This is a genomic window from Trichocoleus sp. ST-U1 (assembly GCF_039961835.1).
GTDB lineage: Bacteria > Cyanobacteriota > Cyanobacteriia > Cyanobacteriales > FACHB-T130 > FACHB-T130.
Genome location: NZ_JAMPJZ010000052.1, coordinates 18505 through 39339 on the forward strand (window position 1 = coordinate 18505; position 20835 = coordinate 39339).

The following is a 20835-nucleotide window of genomic DNA, read 5'->3' on the forward strand; positions in this document are numbered from 1 at the left end:
AGTCCCACAGGATAAGGACGATGCGATGCGAAAGGATCGACACTGCTAGGAACGGTGACGGTTCTAGTCTGGGTATATTGCCACAGCATTGCCTCAGTTCCTTGGGATTAGGTAATGAACAGCTGCTACGCGCCAGTGTTGGAAATGCACCAATTATTTTGTATGCCCTAGATAGCAATGGCATTTTTACGCTTTCTGAGGGCAAGGGACTGGAGGCTCTCGGACTGAAAGCCGGTGAGGTAATCGGGCAGTCGATCTTTGACCTTTACAAAGACCGGCCTGAAATCTTAGCGAATATTCGCAACGTTTTAGCTGGAAAAGAAGTAACCTGGATTGTCCAGATAGGCGATGTGGTGTACGAAAACCGCACCACCCCGCTGCAAAATCAAACAGGTCAAGTGGTTGGTCTAGTGGGTGTGGCGATTGACATTACGGAACGCCAGCGCACAGAAGAAAGGTTACGGCAACTGGCGGCGGCGGTTGAATTTGCGGAAGATGCGATCGCGATTACTTCGACTCACTTAACTTTTCCCGGTCCAGAAATCATCTTTGTCAATCGCGCGTTTACGAGAATGACCGGCTACACCCCAGAGGAAGTCATCGGTGAATCACCGAGGATCTTGCAAGGACCCAAAACCGATCGGACTCTCCTCGACCGACTGCGACAAACTCTGTCCGAAGGGAAAGTATTTTATGGCGAAGCGATTAACTATCGCAAAGATGGCACGGAGTTTTACAACGAGTGGCACATCGAACCCATCAAAAATGAACAAGATGAGACGACTCATTACCTAGCAATTCAACGCGATATCACTCAGCGCAAGCAAGTAGAGGCGCAATTATTCCATGCAGCCTATCACGATGCTTTGACAGGCTTGCCCAACCGAGCACTTTTTATGGATCGGTTGCGGCAAACCCTGGAACGGGCGAATCAATGCCAGGACTATTTATTTGCTGTGCTGTTTTTGGATGTCGATCGATTTAAGGTGATTAACGATAGCCTGGGACATCTAGCAGGAGATCAATTGCTGGTAGCGATCGCAAAAATTCTACAGGCATCGGTACGCCCAGAAGATACAGTGGCGCGGTTGAGTGGAGACGAGTTTGCTATTGTGCTAGCAGATTTACCAGACTTGAGCCACGTGACTCGCATTGCCAATCGATTGCAAAGACAACTGCGAAAACCATTGCAGATTGAGGGGCAAGAAGTATTCAGCACTGTCAGTATTGGCATTGCTTTGAGTATGCTGGGCTATGACCAGGCAGAAGACATCCTGCGCGATGCCGACATTGCCATGTATCGAGCAAAGGCACTAGGGAGGGCGCGGTATGCGGTGTTTAACAAGACCATGCACCACCAAGCAGTTGCCCGATTGCAGATGGAAACGGATCTGCGACACGTTCTGGAACGCCAGGAGTTACGGCTGCACTATCAGCCGATAGTATCGCTGGCAACAGGTCAAATTTCTGGCTTCGAGGCACTGGTGCGCTGGCAGCATCCCACACGCGGCTTAGTTTCCCCAGCGGAGTTTATCCCCGTGGCGGAAGAAACGGGACTGATTCTGCCGATGGGTGAGTGGGTGCTGCGCGAGGCTTGCAGTCAGTTGCAACGCTGGCATTCGGCATTTCCAAACCACCGGGGACTGACAATGAGCGTCAATTTGTCGGGCAGACAGTTTTTGCAACCCGATTTAATTGAAAAGATCGACCAGATTTTGCACAAAACCGAGTGCGATCCCTACAGTTTAAAGCTAGAGATTACCGAAAGCGCGATCGCAGACAATGAAGATGCGATCGCGATGCTGGAATATTTGAGAGTCTTGGGTGTTGAGCTATCGATTGATGACTTCGGCACCGGCTATTCTTCTTTAAGCCGGTTGTATCATTTTCCGATTAATACCTTGAAGATTGACCGTTCTTTTGTTAGCCGCATGGGCATCGGTGGCGAAAGTTTACCCATTGTCCGAGCGATTGTGACGCTGGCTAATAATTTGGGAATGGATGTCACCGCCGAAGGCATCGAAACGATTCAACAGATGAAACAACTCCAGACGATGGGATGCGAATCCGGACAAGGATATTTGTTTTCTAAGCCAGTCGATAGCATGGCAGCTGAAACATTAATCGCCGCATCGTCGTGCTACAACCTCAGCCCAATCTGAGCGAATTCTCTTCAAATTTTGCAGGTAGAACGGATTAGTTTATGGTGAATATCTAATGTAAATCAGGATTGAATTCCATCGCAAAGATGGCGATCGCTTTCCTCCACATCTGCATTCGTCTGCAAATAATCCCGCACCCAATCGCATCCATACTGGAGGAAATCGAGCTGGAAAATTCGCTCTAAATTCCACAAAATTGCGGTTCTATCCTGACTTGCTGAGGCGATGAACTTCCCATCAGGGCTAAAGGTAACTCCAAATACCCCATCGCTATGTCCCTTTAAGGTTTCAAGCTCTTGACCATCGTAGCTCCAAAGTTTGACTGTGCCATCGAAACTTGCTGAGGCGATCGTCTTGCCATCAGGGCTAAATGCTACCCCGAACACCCCATTTTTGTGTCCCTTCAAGGCTCTGATTTCTGTACCGTCGCGCCGCCAAAGTCTCACCATGCTATCCATACCTGCTGAAGCTAGGGTCTTGCCATCAGGGCTAAATGCCACTCCAGCCACCTGACGGCGATGGCTTTTTAACGTGTGTAGAAGCCTGTAGCTGGGTGTTCCAGATGTGGCATTATCCCACTGCCAAAGTCTGACGGTGCCGTCCACGCTAGCTGAAGCAATGAGTTCTCCGTCAGGGCTAAATGCCACTCCGTTAATGTGATCGGTATGTCCTTGAAGAGTTGCCAATTGAGTGCCGTCAATCCTCCAGACTTTGACGGTTCTGTCCTCACCCGCCGAGGCGAGTGACTGTCCATCTGGATGGAAATCAACGGCGAAGACTCTGCCTTGATGTCCAGTAAAAGTGTGGAGTAAGGTTCCATCCAGTCGCCACAACCGAACAGTGCTGTCATAACCGCCTGTAGCAAGGGTGGCGACCTTTGGGCTGAAATCGACTCCGAAAACTTTATCGGCTTGTTTGGGGAACGTGCGAATTAAGCGACCATCAAGCCGCCAAAGTTTAACGGTTTGATCGCGACTGGCGGTGGCAATTGTCTGACCATCAGGACTAAATTTTATGGTGTAAATTGATGCTTGATGTCCGTTAAGAGTATGGAGCAAACTGTCATCAAACTTCCAAAGCGCGATCGGGCCATCCCAACTGGATGAGGCGAGGAGTTGTCCGTCAGGACTCCAAGCCACTCCAGAGACGACATCCTTGGCGGCTGGCAGGGTTTTTACCAGAGTCCCATCCAGCTTCCAAAGTTTGACTGTTCTATCAAGACTTGCCGAGGCGATTAAACGACCTTGAGGGTTAAAAGCGATTTTGCCTACTGCATCGCTGTGTCCAGTTAGGCTTTGGACTAAAGTTCCATCAAGGTGCCAAAGTTTGACTGTTTTATCCCAACTCGCCGAGGCAATCAGATTTCCTTGAGGGCTAAAGGTAACGTCCCTAACTCTATCCGTATGTCCGGTAAGGGTTCTCAGCAGTTTACCGTCTGCACTCCAGAGTTTGATGGTTTTATCGTGAGAAGCAGATGCAACAATCTGACTGTCAGGGCTAAAGGCAACGCTGGCAACTTCATCTGTATGTCCAGTGAGAGTTCTCAGCAGTTTGCCGTCTGCACTCCAGAGTTTAACTGTTTTATCTTTAGAAGCGGAAGCAATGGTCTGACCGTCAGGAGAAATGGCTACGTCTGCAACGTCTTTGGTATGTCCTTTTAAGGTCTGCCACAAGGTATAAATCGGCTTTCCGTCTGGTGAATTTGTCCTGTTTTTGCGCCAAAGTTTAACGGTGTTATCCCCGCAACCAGTAGCAATTAGATCCCCTCTGGGGCTAAATACGACACTCCAAACCGTATTGTTGTGTCCTTGCAGCGTTCCCACCTTTGTACCGTCTTTTTTCCACAGATCGATGGTTTTGTCGGCAGAAGCTGAGGCAATGAGTTCGCCATCAGGGCTGAACGTTACATCATTAACCACATTGTCATGCCCGGATAACTGGTTATAGTCAACCGCTCCATAAACAGCCTGATGGAGAGCCTCCTTCACTGAGTGCTGAATATCTGCATCTGCAACATTCAACTTGTCTAATCGTCGCTGTGCTGCGATCGCTTGTACGAGTGCATCTAACTTTTGATTTGAGGCGAATAGTGCTTCGGAAGATTTAGCGATCGCTTTGATCTCGCTTACAGCCGTTTGCCGATACTGAACATAAACTGCTAGCCCCAATGCACAGGCTAAAATTAATACAATACTTACGACAAAAAGCAAAAACCTTTGTCGCCTAGAACTTTTTTTCTCTAGTGCTAATCTTTTTTGTTCCTCCGCCAGTCGCGCTTCTACTTCTTTCAGCCGTTCTGCTTCTAGAGTTTGCTGCATTTCCAACCTATCCAATTCGCCAGAAGCGGCTAAAAATTGATAGTCCAAATCGCTCAAGCTTTTACCTTGTGCCCATATTTGAGCGTCTTTCAGCGCTTGTCCGCGCAACAGCCGCGATGCATCCTTTTGCTTTGAAACAATCCAAGCATCAAAAAGTTGAGAGTAAGGGCGCAGTTCCTTTAATTGCTTGTCTACCCATTCGAGATTAAATACTTCTTCATAGATTCGATTTTTTATCTTTAAATAACCCTGAGCTTTTACCACTAAGCCTGATAACAACAGTTCTATTTGCTCTCGGCTGTCATCGGTTGGTACTTCCACACCTTGTAGGATTTGCTGGTAAATTCCCAAAAATCTGCCAGTGCGTTCCTCGTTGCGAAGGATGCGATCGCGTATTGTCTTTAAATGCTCTGGTTCATCTTGGCTTTCCCATTTATGAATGATGCGTGTCTTCACCAAGTTTTCTACCCAAAACGCCTCATTTCCTGGTGGAATGGTCAGAACGCTGTTCATCGTCTCAGACTCGCTCAATCGCGTGTCAACAAGATTCCCTACTAAGTTACACAACTTTTGGGTGAGAAAGGGTTGCCCTCCACTCCAGGCTAATATTTCTTTTAAAACGGTTTGTGAGTTTCCTTCTTTTACCTCTAATCCTTTCACTAATGGCTGAGCTTCGTGCAGTCGAATGCCAGTTAGTTCTATCGCTTTCCCAATATTAAAGGGGGTTCGGTTTCTATCAACAATGAGATCGCTTGGGGTTGCTACACCAAAAATTGCAAAAGTAATCCGTCTGTATTCTGGATTGATGGCTCGTTGGTTGTAGCAGAACCGAATCCAGGCAAAGAAGTCATCGACCGGAAAATCCAAACTTAAAATGCTATCAACTTCATCTATAAAGATAAATAGTCTTTCATTCGGAAATTGAACCAATAACAAATCGGCAAGAAATCGGCTCAACCTTTGGAGCAGGGAGATATCTTCTTGCTCTCGCCACCAGGCTTTCAAATTAAGTTTTTCTAACAAGTTAAAACCTGACCACAGATCGGCAACAATTCCCTTGTACCACTGAGTCGGCGTAATATTTTCACTGCCGATATTAGTCATATCCACAGCAGTGCATTTAAACCCTTCTTGTTGCAAGCGATGGCGAGTTCTCACCAGCAGAGAGGATTTGCCCATTTGTCGGGAGTTGAGAACGTAGCAAAACTCACCCTGTTTTAATGCTTCATAGAGTTGGGAGTCTGCAATTCGTTGTACATAGCTGGGAGCTTCGCTGGTTAGACTGCCACCGACTTGGTATTTCATCGCTCAGTATTCTTGGAGTGGCATTGGCATTCTTTTTTCTCTCCTAGCTGCGAGCGAAAATAGAGACGATATAGCTGGCAGCTGGGACTTGCTCGATTTCCATCCATTTGAATCAATCCCATACTTTCCAACTTATAGGCTGCGATCGCTTCTAATTGTACGCTCTCATCAGCAGTAACAACTTGTTGCAAAGCCGATGCTAATTGTGGCTCATCTTGGAGCATTGCCAAATGGCTCCTTAGATGGTCGCTATAAATCCCAGCAGGTGTAGGAGCCACTTGCAATAACTCCTCTAATGTCATCGCTCCTCGACGCAGGTGATAAAGCGCTACGCTTACCAAATAGGGATGTCCACCCACCATTGCCATTAGTAGAGATGTGTAATCATTGCCGCAGGAAGTGCCATTTTGTGTCTCTATTTTATCGCTCCAATCAAGTCCATAGCGCTGTGCCAAATCCTGCACCTGTTTGCTAGAAAACTGGGGCAAACCAATGGATATCCCGACATTGAATGGGGATTGATTCAGCTTTAGCGGAATATAAACTTCTGTACTATGAACAACCAAAAGTCTGAGATTTTGCCAAACTTCCACTGCCCGTGCTTGTTCGTGCCAAAATCGCAGCATTGGGAGAAAATCTAAGGCGATTTTGGGATGCTCAAAAACCCGATTAACTTCATTCAAAGCCAACACTAGAGGACTGTTAACTTGCTTGAACAGATAACCCTCGAAATAGATTTTGCAGCTAACTTTACTGCCCATATCCTCATCCCAAAACTCATCCATTAGGGGATTGAGATTCAACTGTCTGCTGACATTGGCACAGAACCAGCGTAGGAATTTATCGAGGGAGGCAAAAACTGTTTCGTCGGCTTCCTGAAAATCTAAAGAGACCGTTTTGTAACCAACATCTGTAGCGCGAGCCAGAATCCGGATAAGTAGAGAACTTTTCCCCATCTGCTTGGGTGCTTTAATGCGGAGCAGACATCCAGGTTGGGTAATCTCAGTGCAGGCGAGTTCTTCAATCGGGGGACGATTGATGTAGAGAGGAGAATCTAGCGGTACAGGACCCCCAGGAAATTTTTGCTCGGTTTCTGTTTCTGAAGCTATAAAATTATCTTCTACTCCTGTGTCTGTTTGCACCTCTTGCGCTCTATTTTGCTGTTCACCTGTCCGGTTTTGCTGGTGCAGGTTAACGAGTAAATGCAAATTTTTTTTCGTCACTCTCTGGTTGAGTGCTGCTGAGAGAGCCTGCCACAAGTGGGAGCCAACTTCTTTGAGGTAGGGGAGACTGTAAGCAGAATCCCGTGCCATTTCACGATAATCGTCTCCTAACCAAGAGCGACGCAGGATTAATCGCTCAACAGGACTGAGTTGCCGAAAAAGCAGAACTCTTTCTACGGCTTCCAGAACTTCATCTACATTCATGCGATGGCATCATTTGACGTAGAATCACATCTAGCAAGTTGTCTACAGAATTTTCGGTTCCTAAAACCAAAAGTTCTATCTTAATATTCTTACTTTTTATCGATAAAAATAGATAATTTTTGTACTTTTTATTTGTCAAATAAAGGGAAAATAGGCTAGTTTTCGGAACTGCCTTCGCTGTATTTTCCTGTAGTCAAGAGGTTAGTACAGGAATTAGGGGGTCTCTACTTAAGAATCAGATGGCAACCCAAACAACCACGGCAAAAGCATCTAGCCTCTTGTAAAGGTAATGATACCGCTCCCGCATGAGACCACCCTAAAAATTGGCAGGGTTTCAAGAGATTTGTCAATCAAGCAGCTTAAGTCGCTTTGTCTACCTGATGTTCTATTTCTGACACGACCCGTTCTAATTCATCAATGAGTGGTGATGAACCGGCTTTGCGAAATGCGCCAACCAAAGAGCGATAATACCAAAGGGTTCCTTGTTTGCCTGCTTGGAAGCGTTCCCAAATTGCCTCGCCTACAATGTGATAATCAGTCAAAATCGAGCGGGCATTGTGGAGTTTATCGGCTGCTGAGACAAGACGCACCGAGGTTGAAGCAGTCGGGATATGGGCAATATAAGCTTCTTTGCGTTCCTGCCAAGGGGGTTTGGGTGTTGTGTCAGCATCGGTACAACCGTTGACAATTTCCGTAACGGTATCTCCAAACCGACGGCGAATTTCTTCTCGTGTCGCGGCACCGCCTTGGTCTTCGATGGCATCATGGAGTAGGGCAGCGATCGCTTCATCTTCATTCGCCCCATGCTCTAAGGCAATACTGGTGACGCCGAGTAAATGGGAAATATAGGGAACACCTGAACCTTTGCGAATTTGGTTCGCGTGCAAGGCGGTGGCAAAGGTCAGGGCATCTGTAAAGCGTTGTGAGAGAATCATTTTAATTTTGGGTAATGGGTAACAATCGATCGTTTTTAGTCGTTGGTATGTGGCTGCTGACGAATGACAAATGACCCATTACTAATTCCCAACTACTTACCGATCTTTAGTGTAAGCCTGCCTCCCAAATGCCAATATAAACGCGATCGCCCTTATCCCGCTCAATCACTCCCCGCAGGGACTCTAGAGAAAAAAAGAATTTGGGAGACTGACGCTGCTGCACCTGTTGTAAACCCTGCTTGATGGCGTCGTTGAGCTTGCAACCCAACATACTATTCAACGTCACTAGGACGATCTCGCTATTCACCCATTGGGCAAAAGATGCTTCAGTTTGGCGTATGAGTCCAGAATTTTTATCAAATAAAAAACCCAGGCTCACCTGATCTGGGATTAATTGATAGGATATGGCACGAGTATTCGGCCAGTAACCTCTAGTGGTTACGCCGGGACTGCCGAGTATTCGTTGGACAACGCTATTATGTACTCCTGGTTGAAATCCTGGAACGCCAACGCCCATCGGAATATCCTGACAAATATTGGCATTAAAATCGTCCAGGGTTGGCTCTGGACTCAATTCCGGTGGTATTTTTTCTAAAACCCGTGAAGGTGTATAAGGCTGAGCGCTCAGAAAAATGCTTGCTGATACTACCAGCGGTTTTGGCAAGTGCTGAGGAAAAACTAATCCCTGTGCTGGTTTAGTAAACAGTAAACCAGCAAAAATATAGGCACCCATCAACATCATTCGGTGAGGCGGTTTCACCATGTCCTTAGAATTTTTTTTGCATTAGGTATTTACTCATAAAAAGCTGCCCTTTCATCCCAGAACATGGTAAAAGGACAAAAACTAGCAGTCTTCGCTTCTCAGTCTTACCTGGATCTGACGCCAAAGCGATCGCTCTAAGTTCCCCACGGTCTTAAGGATGCAGCGCATCCAGATTCTCGTTTTTCCGGGCGTCAGCGCCCAAAAACGAGGGAAACTAGGTTTTATTTGAGTGCAATGAGTTTCAGGATGCGATCGCATCCCGAACTGACAACTTCAAGATTCGGCTATCGGAGCCATCTTTTCTCTGTCACTTTTGACAAGCTTTTCGCAAGCGATCGCGCCAATTATGATTATCTTTTAATCTGTCTTCTTGCGCTTTTCGGAATCGCTCCCGCCACTCATTACTACCATTTAATTTATTTTCTTGTGCTTCACGCAATCGCTCCTGCAATTGGACAAGAGGACTGGGGTTAGCATTTAGGGGAGGTAAGATTCCCAACAATGCTAGCCATTCCTGCACTGACTGAGGGCGATCTTCTGGTTTTAAGGCCATACCTTTGACGATAGCGTAATTTACGCGATCGCCGAGGAGAGAATTAATGCGTTTGGGTGGTGTGAGTTCCATCCCATACGCTCTCATTGGTGAAGGTGTAGGTACTTGAGCCGTTAATAAGGTATAAAGCGTTGCAGCTAAAGAATAAACATCCGTGTAAGCACTGCGTTTGGAGCGCCAGTCATACTGCTCAATCGGGGCAAAGCCGCTGGAGCAAAATTCTGTCTGTGTTTGGGTGATATCTGGGGTAAACTCGCGGGCAATGCCAAAGTCAACGAGAACCGCTTCAAAGACACCCTCTATGTCAGAAGTGACAACATCGGCATTTTTACAACGCAGCATGATGTTGAGTGGCTTGACATCCCGATGTAGTAAACCATTGTTGTGAACTAGCGTCAGGGCGTCACCTATCTGCTGAATGTAGCGCAATGCTTCCGCCTCGCACATTGCCCCTTTCTGCCAAACTCGATGGGCTAGACTTTCTCCGGCAATATATTCCATCACAATGCACCACAGCCCATCCTCTTGAATAACTTCATCAATTTTGACGATATGAGGATGATTAAATTTGGCTAACCGCACCGCTTCATTCAGAAAATCCTGCTGAAATTTGCCGAAGTCGTGTTGGCGTTGCAGAACGTGGTTGAGGGTTTTGATGACAAGCAAATTGCCTTTTTTGTTTTTAACTAAATGCGCGATCCCAAAACCACCTTGTCCAAGCACTTTTTCAATCGTGTACTTGCCGTTTTGTAACTTCTGCCCAGGATTCCAAGCCATTATTTCTGACTCCCTTGCGCTTGCATCGATTTTGGCGCGGTCTGAAGAAGTATTCAATTTAACTTAGTACAAGTGTACTATGGTTAAAGTACAAATACAAGCGATCGCGCTTTAGCCTAAGCAAAAAGCAATCTTCATGGCTGTGATACTCTACCGTGAAGCTCGGTAGTTGAGAACTGCTCTAAATGACAGTTTAATTGGCAAAATACGCAGTCGCATCGTCTAACTCCTCGGTAGACATCTGACTGTTCAATGGCAACAGCACAGTAAAAGTAGTGCCTACCCCAACTTCACTACTGACAGAAATCTGACCGCCGTGCAAGTCCACGAATTTTTTAACAATTGATAATCCCAGCCCTGTACCGGGAATCTTGCCAACATTTTTGGCTCGGTGAAACACTTCAAATAGTTGTTCTTGGTCGGTTGGAGGAATGCCAATTCCTTCATCTTTAATTTGAATTGTTGCCTGTCCATCATGACAAGAAAGTTCAAGCTGGACAGTGCCGCCTTGCGGTGAATACTTAATTGCATTCGAGACCAAATTTGTCAGAATATGCCATAGAAGTTTTTGATCCATGCACACCTGGGCACATTTACATTTACTGACAAAGATGAGCGTGTGTTCCTTCTCAGTCGTAAACTGAATTTCCTCCATCAAATCGTGGCAAAATTGTTTTAATTCAAAAGGCTCTATGTTAATCTCTAATTCTCCAACTTCTGCTCGACTAATTGTTAAAACATCTTCTAACAACTGCGTCATCTGTTTAGCAGCTGAACGAATGCGATTGAAATATAAAGCTTTTTGTTCTTCAGTCGCTTTGTAGTTGTAGTGTTCAAGGAGTTCGGCAGACATGAGGATTGTGTTGAGGGGATTGCGAAACTCATGAGCCATCATTGAAACAAAGTAAAATTTCCCTTCGTTTAGTTCTTTTTCTTTTTCCAAAGCAATGCGAACTTCTTCTGCTCGGTTCCGTTCCGTAATGTCCCGGCAGTTTACAACAATTCTAGGAATTCCTGAATGAGGGATAAAATTTTTGCAAATGGCTTCCAATATCTGCCAAAAGCCATTTTGATGAAGAACTTTAAATTCTATAGATAGGGTAATATTTGGGTTTTCAACTGCTTGATTGAGAGTCTGAATAACCCTTACTACATTTTCAGGATGAATAAAATCATAGAGGTTTTTGCTAACTAGCTCTTCCGGTTCGTAACCTAAAACTTTCTCAACGGATGGACTTGTGTAATAAATAGTGCCATCAGTATCTAGAACAGCGATGATGTCTAAGGCATTTTCGATCAGTAAGCGGAAGCGTTCATCATTTTCCCGTAAAGCTTGTTCTGCTTCGCGCCGTTTGCGCCGCTCAACGGCTTCGCGCAACTCGCGTTCAACTGCGGGAATTAATCGCGCCAGCTTGCCTTTCATCAAGTAGTCAGACGCTCCAGCTTTCATCGCAGCGACTGCGACATCCTCTCCAATGTTGCCGGAAACAATAATGAATGGTAAATCTAGCCCTTTGTCTTTCAACAAAGTTAAAGCAGCAGGAGCGCTAAAAGTGGGCATTGAGTAGTCTGATATGACAATATCCCAATGTTGTTTATCTAGTGCTGTATTCATGGCAGCAGCTGTATCTACCCGCTCGTAAATCGGCTCGTAACCACCGTGCTCTAGTTCGTTGAGCAGTAATTCAGCATCATCTTCTAAATCTTCAACGATGAGAACTCGCAGCGGTTGATTCATCATATTCCTAGTAACGGCGGGGCTTCATTGAAAAGCAGCCAATACATTCCCAACTGCTTTACTGCTGTCATAAATTGTACATAATCTACAGGTTTGCGAATGTAACTGTTACAACCGAAGCTATAGCCGTTGAGTCGGTCTTGCTCCTCTGTTGATGTCGTGAGAATGACGACTGGCAAGAGTTTTGTCAGATCGTTGGCACGCAGTCGTTGCAACACTTCTAAACCATCAATTCTGGGCATTTTTATATCTAGTAGAACGACTGCGGGTAGTCTGTTAATGTCCCTGTCAGTGTACCTACCTGTACCAAACAGATAATCGAGTGCCTCTACTCCATCGCGGGCTACTACAACATTGTATGGAATACCGCTTTGATCCAAAGCAAGTAAGGTAAGCTCTTCATCGTCAGGATTATCTTCCACCAATAGGATGTGTCGGTTATTCAATTTATTTTCCGTTTAGAAGCTAAGTTTAAATTCTGCCCGCCTTAGAGCGTGAAATAAAAAGTTGCACCTTGTTCTACTGCGCTTTCGGCCCATACTCGACCACCGTGGCGGTGAACGATTCGCTGGACAGTTGCCAGTCCAATGCCAGTTCCGGGGAACTCAGTCATTGAGTGTAGGCGCTGAAAGGCTCCAAACAATTTGTTGGCATAAGCCATGTCAAAGCCAGCGCCATTGTCACGTACAAAATAAGCAGGTTGAGAATCTATCTTTAGTGTGATGCCAAATTCAATACAAGCATATGAGCGATTTGACGTAAATTTCCAGGCGTTATGAAGTAGATTTTCCAGAATTATTCGTAGAAGCCGCGCATCCCCTTGTGCAACAATGCCTGGAGCGATCGCAACTTCAACGGGTCGTTCCGGTTGCGACTGTCTTAGTTCAATGACAATCTCAGAAGCGATCGCGCTTAAATCAACTTCCGTGGTACGCATCTCGGTGCGTGTCACCCGCGAAAGCTCCAGCAGGTCATCAATGAGTTCTCCCATTCGCTGGCTGCCTGCACGAATCCGATGCAGGTAGTGTTTGCCTTTCTCATCCAGCGTGTCAGCGTAGCGCTCCAAAAGCGCCTGACTAAACCCATCAACACTCCGCAGTGGCGCACGTAAATCGTGGGACACCGAATAAGAAAAAGCTTCCAGTTCCCGATTGGCGGCTTCGAGTTGTGCAGTCCGTTCGACCACCCGGCGTTCCAAGTCTTGATTGAGTTGTGTAATTTCCTGCTGGAATCGTTTGCGATCGCTAATGTCTTCAACAATGGCAATAAAGTACCTGAGTTCACCTGCACAATTACGCACAACCGATCCAGTCAGATTAATCCAGACTGGGGAGGTGTCTTTGCGGATGTAGCGCTTTTCCATTGAGTATGTTGAAATCTCACCAGCTAACATTCGACCAACATTTTCGAGGTCAGTATTGAGGTCATCGGGGTGAGTAATATCTTGGAAAGTTCGTTCTAAAAGTTCCTCACGAGTGTAACCAGTAATATCGCAAAGCTTTTGGTTCACCAGTCGCCATTGTCCATTCCTTTCTACCTCTGCAATACCGACAGCAGCTTGATTGAAAGTGGCACGGAATCGTTGCTCGCTGTTCCGCAACGCTTCTTCCACCTGCTTCAGTCCAGTAATGTCCCGGGAGATACCCAGTACAGAATTGATTAAACCGTCTTCGGTAAATTCTGCAACCAGGCGAGATTGATAATATTTCAGACCATTCGGTGTCGGAAACTGAAATTCAACAACATTCTCTTGACCCGTTTCAAAAACTTGGCGGAAAATGCTTTCCCATTGGGAGACGAGATCCTCAGACATTCCTAATTCGCGATTCGTTTTGCCGATAAATACCTCAGACGGTACTCCTGTTGCCAGTTCTATTGCTGAGTTGACATAGATATGACGTAAATCTCGATCGAACCGGGAAATGATATCTGGAGTATTTTCGATTAGCGCTTTGAGTTCTTGTTCTCGCTGGTGTAGTGCTGCTTGCGCCTGTTTACGCTCAGCAATTTCAGCTTCTAACGATGCGTTTATGGTTGTTAATTCTGCCGTTCGTTCCCGAACCCGAATTTCTAGTTCATCATAAGCTCGCTGTAATGCTTCTTCTGCCCGTTTGCGCTCGGTAATTTCCCGACCTTCTGGAATTAATAGCACCACTTGTCCTGTCTCGTCTTTCACAGGTTTGAGCGAGGCATCAACAAACATTGTGCCTTGAGGAGTGGGCAGATTCCCTTCAAAACGAACAAAGTTACCGTTTGCTGCTTCGGTAATCGCTGCTTTCCACTGATTCAGGAATTCGGTGGGTAGGTTCCAAACTTCATCCCAAAATGGACGACCGACTATATCCGCCGCCTTAATTCCAACGAACTCTAGCGCTGTCTGATTAATCTCTAAGACAGTGCCATCCGGTTTTAGTAATCCAATGAATTGAAATGTTTGGTTAAAAATGGCGCGGAACCGTCTTTCACTTTCGCGTAGCGCTTCCTCCACTTGCTGACGCTCTAGTATTTCGTTTCTCAGTGCCTGGTTTACCGCTTCTAATTCTGCTGGACTAGGGAGAACCAGCGCTTTAGGGATCAATTCTGACAGCAGCACCGCCGTACCGAGGGAGACAATTGCAGTAAACGCTTTGATCCATCCGGCTAGCCAGTAAGTAGGATGCCACAGCGTCCAGATTTCCATTAGATGAGTGGTGCCGCAGGCGATGATAAAGCTGCCAAACAGCAGAAAAATCCAGTTAAAAGGCACATCTCGTCTTTTGTAGACGAAATAGACCAGCATGAATGAAATCGAATAATATGCCAGCGCAATCAAAGCATCTGACGAAACATGAAGCCAAACTAAATCTGGCTTCCATAGATAGCAGTGTCCGTGGGGAATAAACCCTGCTGAAGCCAAAAGGGTTCTCAGGAAATCTGGCATGAAGTCTCCCTCATGTTGTGCTTGGTGATAAGATTTTCCTCGCCAATTCTCGTCTTCAGTTAGGTTAAGGGCGATCGCATTTCTTGGCAGTGATTCGTTTCACACGGCTACCGCAATCATTGCGTCAAATAGTGTCTGTGATGCCAGTGCCTCACGCGCACTGGCACCGGAAAGGCAAAACAAAAATGAAGGATGGGGGATGCATAAAACTAGCGCCATGTTTCGGGCGATTAGGCTAGAATTGTTAAGGCTTCTTTACAGGATTTATGTTAAATCCCAAATTCTGTTAATAAGCCAAGAGACATCTATTTCAATCTCAACACCCTCTCTGGCACGCTTCTATGACGCTCCCTATTCGTAACGTCGCAATCATTGCCCACGTCGATCACGGCAAAACAACCCTCGTTGATGCCCTCCTCCGGCAATCTGGCATCTTCCGCGAAGGCGAAGACGTTCCTGATTGCGTCATGGATTCCAATGCCCTAGAGCGGGAGCGAGGCATCACAATTCTGGCGAAAAATACCGCCGTCAGATATAAAGAAACCCTGATCAATATTATTGATACTCCCGGACACGCCGATTTTGGTGGTGAAGTCGAGCGGGTGTTAGGCATGGTTGATGGCTGCATCTTGATTGTAGATGCCAATGAAGGCCCCATGCCCCAAACGCGATTTGTGCTGAAAAAAGCTTTAGAAAAGGGACTGCGCCCGATCGTTGTTGTCAACAAAATCGATCGTCCCCAAGCCGATCCCCACGGCTCAATTGATAAAGTCTTGGATCTGTTTTTGGAATTGGGTGCAGATGACGATCAGTGCGATTTCCCTTATCTGTTTGCCTCCGGTATCAATGGTTATGCCAAAAATGACCTGGAATCCGACAACATGGATATGCAGCCCATGTTTGAGGCAATTCTGCACCATGTCGCGCCACCTGTAGGCGATCCAAATAAGCCTCTACAACTGCAAGTGACAACCCTGGATTATTCTGAATATCTGGGTCGGATTGTGATTGGAAAAATCCATAACGGCACAATCCGGATGGGGCAACAAGTGGCTTTGGTGACGGAAACCAGCGCCATTGTGAAAGGTAAAATCTCCAAGTTGATGGGTTTTGAAGGCTTAAAGCGAATTGATTTGGAAGAAGCCTCCGCGGGAAATATTGTGGCGGTGGCTGGTTTTGCCGATGCAAATATTGGCGAGACAATTACTTGTCCGAACGAACCACAAGCTTTGCCGCTGATTAAGGTAGATGAGCCTACCTTGCAAATGACCTTCTCGGTGAACGATTCGCCCTTTGCCGGACAGGAAGGGACGATGGTGACATCACGGCAAGTACGCGATCGCCTGTTCCGCGAACTTGAAACGAACGTCGCCCTGCGGATTGAAGATACCGACTCTCCCGATAAATTACTCGTTTCCGGTCGAGGCGAACTTCACCTCGGCATCTTGATTGAAACCATGCGTCGGGAAGGCTATGAATTTCAAGTTTCCCAGCCGCAAGTGATTTTCCGCGAAGTCAGTGGTCAACCCTGCGAACCTTACGAATGTTTGGTGCTGGATGTCCCGCAAGAAGCGAGTGGTGGCTGTATCGAACGTTTGGGGCAGCGCAAGGGCGAAATGCAAGATATGCAGATGAGTGCCACGGGTCGCACTCAACTAGAATTTGTAATTCCCGCCCGTGGTTTAATCGGCTTCCGGGGTGAATTCATGCGCCTCACCCGTGGCGAAGGGATTATGAACCACAGTTTCCTAGACTATCGCCCCATCACCAGCGATATGGAAACTCGCCGCAACGGTGTCTTAATTTCATTTGAAGAAGGCGTTGCTACCTTCTACGCGATGAAGAATGCTGAGGATCGGGGTGCATTCTTTATCACTCCGGGCACCAAAGTTTACAAAGGCATGATTGTCGGGGAACACAACCGCTCTCAAGATTTGGAACTTAATGTCTGCAAGGCGAAGCAGCTGACGAACCACCGTGCTTCTGGCGGTGATGAATTAGTGCAGTTGCAAGCGCCAATCGATATGAGCTTAGAGCGTGCCTTGGAATACATCGGTTCAGATGAATTGGTGGAAGTTACTCCCAAGTCAATTCGTCTGCGGAAGGTGACGAAGAAGTTGGCGAAGCGGTAAATGATTCGACAACAATAGCCCCAGGTTGAAGCCTGGGAGCTACACGAAAAAAGCCCGCGATGGCGGGCTTTTTTTTAGAGCGATCGCGCATTCCTTATCGCTTTTATCGTTCCGATGCCATACACTGCCATACATCAGTAGGGGATTAGGAATGGGGCAATGCCATGCCCCTAACCAACGTTAGAAATGCAATAGATTTCACCCAACTGCAAACCGCTCTAGATGACATCCGAAATGCGATCGCTCTAACTTTCCTGTAAAACCCAGCTTACATCCAGGTACGAGTCGAACTAGAAGCGTCAATTCCACCTGTGCGGATACGGCGATCCAGATCGTTGGGATCTGGGGAAGCACTCAATGCCGCCTCTAGAGTAATCCGACCCTCTAGCATTTGGTCGTAAAGCGCCTGATTCATCACCTGCATTCCATCGAACGTGTCATCTAGCATCAATCGATAAGCTTCCTCATCGTCACCCTTGAGCAAGTAATCTTGCATCGCCGGGGTATTGATCAAGATGTCATGGACTGCTGTGCGACGACTATCCGTGGTTGGCAGCAGCAGTTGTGCAATCACTGCCACCAAAGAATCGGTGATCTGAATTCGCATGGCTGGCTGTTCATCGGCGTTGTACAAGTTCAACAAGCGGTTAACCGCGTTGATGGCGTTGCGGGTGTGCAGAGTGCCTAAAACTAAGTGACCTGTTTGGGCAGCTTGCAGGGCGGTATTAACGGTAATGCGATCGCGCATTTCCCCAATCAGAATCACATCTGGATCTTCCCGCAAAACTGACCGCAGTGCCGCGTGAAACTCATTGGTATGCAAACCCACTTCCCGTTGACTAACCAAGCACTTTTGGGAAGGGTGGACGAATTCAATTGGGTCTTCAATCGTCACAATATGCTTATTCGTCGTCTCATTCAGATGACGAATCATCGCCGCTAAGGTCGTTGATTTTCCCGATCCCGTGGGACCTGTCACCAGAATCAATCCTTGCGGTTTGCTTACAATATCCTTGAGGACTTGCGGTAAGCCTAAACTATCAAGCGAAGGGATCTCTAGGCTGATCAAACGCAGAACCATTGCTCCGCCCATCAGGGATTCAAAACAATTCACCCGACAGCGCACGAAACCTGGGTAGAAAATTGCCGTATCCAGTTCCTTGTTTTCTGCAAACTGCTTTCGCTGAGCAGGCGTCAGGATCTCAGCAAGGTTTTGCTCAAAAATTTCAGGTGTTACCTTGAGCTGACCCTCAGCCTCTACCATCTGACCTCGAATCCGATATCTGGGAACTTGCCCCACTCGAATATGGATGTCCGAGGCTTTTTGAGCATACGCATCTTTCACCATCTGTTTGATGGAAGTCGCGCTATTCACTTCTGGGGGTCGCCCTGGCTGCATCTGCGGAGGAACGGGTGGTGGCGGTAGTGGTGGTGGCATGCGTGAAGGAGCTTGTGCGCGAGTCGCTTCAGCATCATTGGCTTTGGTCATTTTTTCCCCCTGGGTACTTACTGGGTCCGGCAGCATCGGTAAAACCACAGTTTAATGGATCTTGCCTTTAAAAATTTTCTTTAAGTCAACCGTGAATGTCCTTAATTCTAAAAAATTACCAGACAGGTGTAAAATCTCTTATTTATTTGTAATCAGAATTTTGTTAAGGTGCTGGGATAGCTAGACTCTAGACTGGGCAGCGCTGTTTATGAATATCGGTAATCGGATAGCAGACTGGCTGGAAACTCGGTGGGTAACGCCAGCCTACGCTGGGTGGATATTGGGAATCATCGCCGTCTGTTTTTTTGGAGCTGCCACGAACACAATGGCGGGGTGGCTGTATGTTATTAGTGGCCTCAGCTTTGCGCTACTCGGAATTGCAGGCGTCCTATCCGTGCGATCGCTTCGTCATCTTCAAGTCACCCGACGCCCTATCCAGCCCGTCAGCGTCGGCGACGATCTAACCATTGAATTAGAAATTGAAAATCCAGTTAACCATCCCAAAACCTTACTTTTAGTCCGGGACGTTCTTCCCTTCGTATTGGGACAAGCCGTACAAACGGCAATTGAAACGATTTCTCCTCATAGCGTTCACCACTGGGTTTACTACCTACCCACGCAAAAACGCGGGGTTTATCGGTGGAACACGGTACAACTGAGAACTGCTGCCCCTGTGGGATTATTTTGGTGTCGCCGCCAGCGTGAAGTTGCAGCTACGGCATTTGTTTATCCCACCGTTTTACCCCTGACCAACTGCCCGATGGTGGATGAAATTGGGCAAGAAAAAAGTCCCCTGTTTCTGAGTTTAGATCGCCGTTCTCAAGCTGCCACAGAAGGAGTCACGCGATCGCTTCGTCCCTATCGAGTCGGAGATCCCACTCGTTTAATCCACTGGCGAACCAGCGCCCGTTACGGTGAATTCCAGGTACGCGAACTAGAAGTCTTTACAGGTGGACAAGAAGTAATTATCTGCCTCGATAGCGCCACCAGTTGGAATCCAGAGCATTTTGAGCAAGCAGTCATTGCGGCAGCATCCCTGTACTTCTATGCCAGTGGGCGTCAGTTAAGCGTAAAACTTTGGACAGCCTTCACAGGTTTAGTGCAAGGTCATCGCGTGGTTTTAGAAACTCTAGCCGCAACCTACGCCGGAGAAGATGCCCGTGCTGGAGATCCACCGACGCTTCCCTTAATCTGGCTGACTCCCAATCATGTTACTCTAAGCTCTTTACCCCCCGGTAGCCGTTGGATGATCTGGATGCCGGAGTCTTTAACTGAGCCTGCAATGCCTGTGAATCGCAATTCCCCTGGAATTGTCATCAATAGCGATCAGCCGCTACAACTTCAGCTACAATCCCCTCTGAAGTAGGCTTGCCCGATTGCATCGATCCCAGCCAATCCCCTTCAGGAAAAGGCTTAAGATACAATGCATAAACACCTGTCGATCTCGCGTCATCTCATATTATGAACCCATCAGAAACTGAAACAAAATCCAGCGAAAAAAGTCTAGAGGCGATGCGCCATTTCTCCGAAACTTACGCCAAGCGTACTGGCACCTACTTCTGCGTCGATCCTTCCGTAACAGCCGTAGTGATTGAAGGACTTGCCAAGCATAAAGATGATCTGGGTGCCCCTTTGTGTCCCTGTCGTCACTACGAAGATAAAGAAGCAGAGGTACATGCAACTTTCTGGAATTGTCCTTGCGTACCGATGCGAGAGCGAAAAGAGTGCCACTGTATGTTATTTCTGACAGAAGATAACGAGTTTCGCGGTGAGATGCAGGAAATCTCTCTTGAAGAAATTAAAGCTGTACGCGATAGTATGTAACGATTTGCTCTAGCTAATCGCTAATTGAAAAGTTGCTAGTTATAAATGTTTTTTAGCCTAACTACCAATTATCGATTAGCGATTAGCTGAAGCATCAAACTTATCATGTCTGTAACAGCCACACGTCCCAGGAAGCCTTCAAAATAAGCCTCCCGCGTACTAAAAGGCTTTTTTGAATTCCGCTTGGTTGGATAAATTAGGAAAAAACTATCCCCTAAAATCCACTTTTTATTGTTTTGCCTGGGCTGATAAAGTTATAACAATTAAGTAAGATTGGAATTTTAAAAACAAGTAGCGATCGCAAGCTAAGCAATTAAAAAAAGTTACTCAAAAGGTGATGTTAGTCAATAGAATTAAAAAAAACAAATGAATTTCTATTTTAACTTTATTTAAACTTAACGTGAGTTCGGGATAAGGAGGGGTGGAACAGATACAGTTGAAAGTACCTAATTCTCAACGCATCTCACCACCCCATGCTTAGTTTAGAATCCT

At 46.6% G+C, this 20835-nt stretch carries 13 protein-coding genes; 4 read left to right on the plus strand and 9 right to left on the minus strand.

What is annotated here, in order from left to right:
• Positions 1-20: 20 nt before the first annotated feature.
• On the plus strand, positions 21-2162 hold the full coding sequence (locus tag NDA06_RS17730; RefSeq protein WP_190986703.1) for an EAL domain-containing protein: 2142 nt from the start codon (positions 21-23) through the stop codon (positions 2160-2162).
• Positions 2163-2224: 62 nt separating this feature from the next.
• Here the strand turns inward: NDA06_RS17730 and NDA06_RS17735 are convergent, their stop codons facing one another.
• From NDA06_RS17735 to NDA06_RS17770, 8 genes are all read right to left on the minus strand, one after another.
• Positions 2225-5785, minus strand: coding sequence for an AAA-like domain-containing protein (locus tag NDA06_RS17735; RefSeq protein ID WP_190986702.1), 3561 nt, complete (start codon positions 5783-5785; stop codon positions 2225-2227).
• On the minus strand, positions 5782-7212 hold the full coding sequence (locus NDA06_RS17740; RefSeq protein WP_348251795.1) for an AAA-like domain-containing protein: 1431 nt from the start codon (positions 7210-7212) through the stop codon (positions 5782-5784). The genes NDA06_RS17735 and NDA06_RS17740 overlap by 4 nt, the downstream gene beginning before the upstream one ends.
• Positions 7213-7571: 359 nt before the next feature.
• Complete coding sequence (locus NDA06_RS17745; protein ID WP_190525932.1) at positions 7572-8144, minus strand: HD domain-containing protein; 573 nt, start codon at positions 8142-8144, stop codon at positions 7572-7574.
• Positions 8145-8253: 109 nt separating this feature from the next.
• Positions 8254-8910, minus strand: coding sequence for a hypothetical protein (locus tag NDA06_RS17750; RefSeq protein ID WP_242031304.1), 657 nt, complete (start codon positions 8908-8910; stop codon positions 8254-8256).
• 307 nt (positions 8911-9217) lie between these two features.
• Complete coding sequence (locus NDA06_RS17755; RefSeq protein WP_190525884.1) at positions 9218-10240, minus strand: serine/threonine-protein kinase; 1023 nt, start codon at positions 10238-10240, stop codon at positions 9218-9220.
• A gap of 193 nt (positions 10241-10433) precedes the next feature.
• Entirely contained in the window at positions 10434-11981 is a 1548-nt protein-coding gene (locus NDA06_RS17760) for an ATP-binding protein (RefSeq protein ID WP_190525886.1), read from the minus strand.
• Complete coding sequence (locus NDA06_RS17765) at positions 11978-12424, minus strand: response regulator (RefSeq protein ID WP_190413057.1); 447 nt, start codon at positions 12422-12424, stop codon at positions 11978-11980. Before NDA06_RS17765 ends, NDA06_RS17760 begins: the two co-directional genes overlap by 4 nt.
• A 41-nt stretch (positions 12425-12465) precedes the next feature.
• A complete protein-coding gene (locus NDA06_RS17770) occupies positions 12466-14898 on the minus strand; it encodes a PAS domain S-box protein (RefSeq protein WP_190987004.1) in 2433 nt (810 codons plus the stop codon).
• Between the two features lie 341 nt (positions 14899-15239).
• Between NDA06_RS17770 and typA the strand changes: the two genes are divergently transcribed.
• Positions 15240-17030: a translational GTPase TypA gene (gene typA / locus NDA06_RS17775; RefSeq protein WP_190413055.1), complete on the plus strand. Its 1791-nt coding sequence runs from the start codon at positions 15240-15242 to the stop codon at positions 17028-17030.
• Between the two features lie 268 nt (positions 17031-17298).
• On the opposite strand, the gene NDA06_RS17780 is transcribed toward typA, so the two are convergent.
• Entirely contained in the window at positions 17299-18519 is a 1221-nt protein-coding gene (locus tag NDA06_RS17780; RefSeq protein ID WP_190413054.1) for a type IV pilus twitching motility protein PilT, read from the minus strand.
• A 208-nt stretch (positions 18520-18727) separates the two neighbouring features.
• On the opposite strand from NDA06_RS17780, the gene NDA06_RS17785 reads away from it, so the two are divergent.
• Both NDA06_RS17785 and NDA06_RS17790 read left to right on the plus strand, forming a co-directional pair.
• Positions 18728-19885 carry a DUF58 domain-containing protein gene (locus NDA06_RS17785; RefSeq protein ID WP_190987005.1) on the plus strand — a complete coding sequence of 386 codons (1158 nt, stop codon included), beginning with the start codon at positions 18728-18730 and terminating at the stop codon, positions 19883-19885.
• Between the two features lie 95 nt (positions 19886-19980).
• Complete coding sequence (locus NDA06_RS17790) at positions 19981-20343, plus strand: ferredoxin thioredoxin reductase catalytic beta subunit (protein ID WP_190413052.1); 363 nt, start codon at positions 19981-19983, stop codon at positions 20341-20343.
• Positions 20344-20835: the final 492 nt, after the last annotated feature.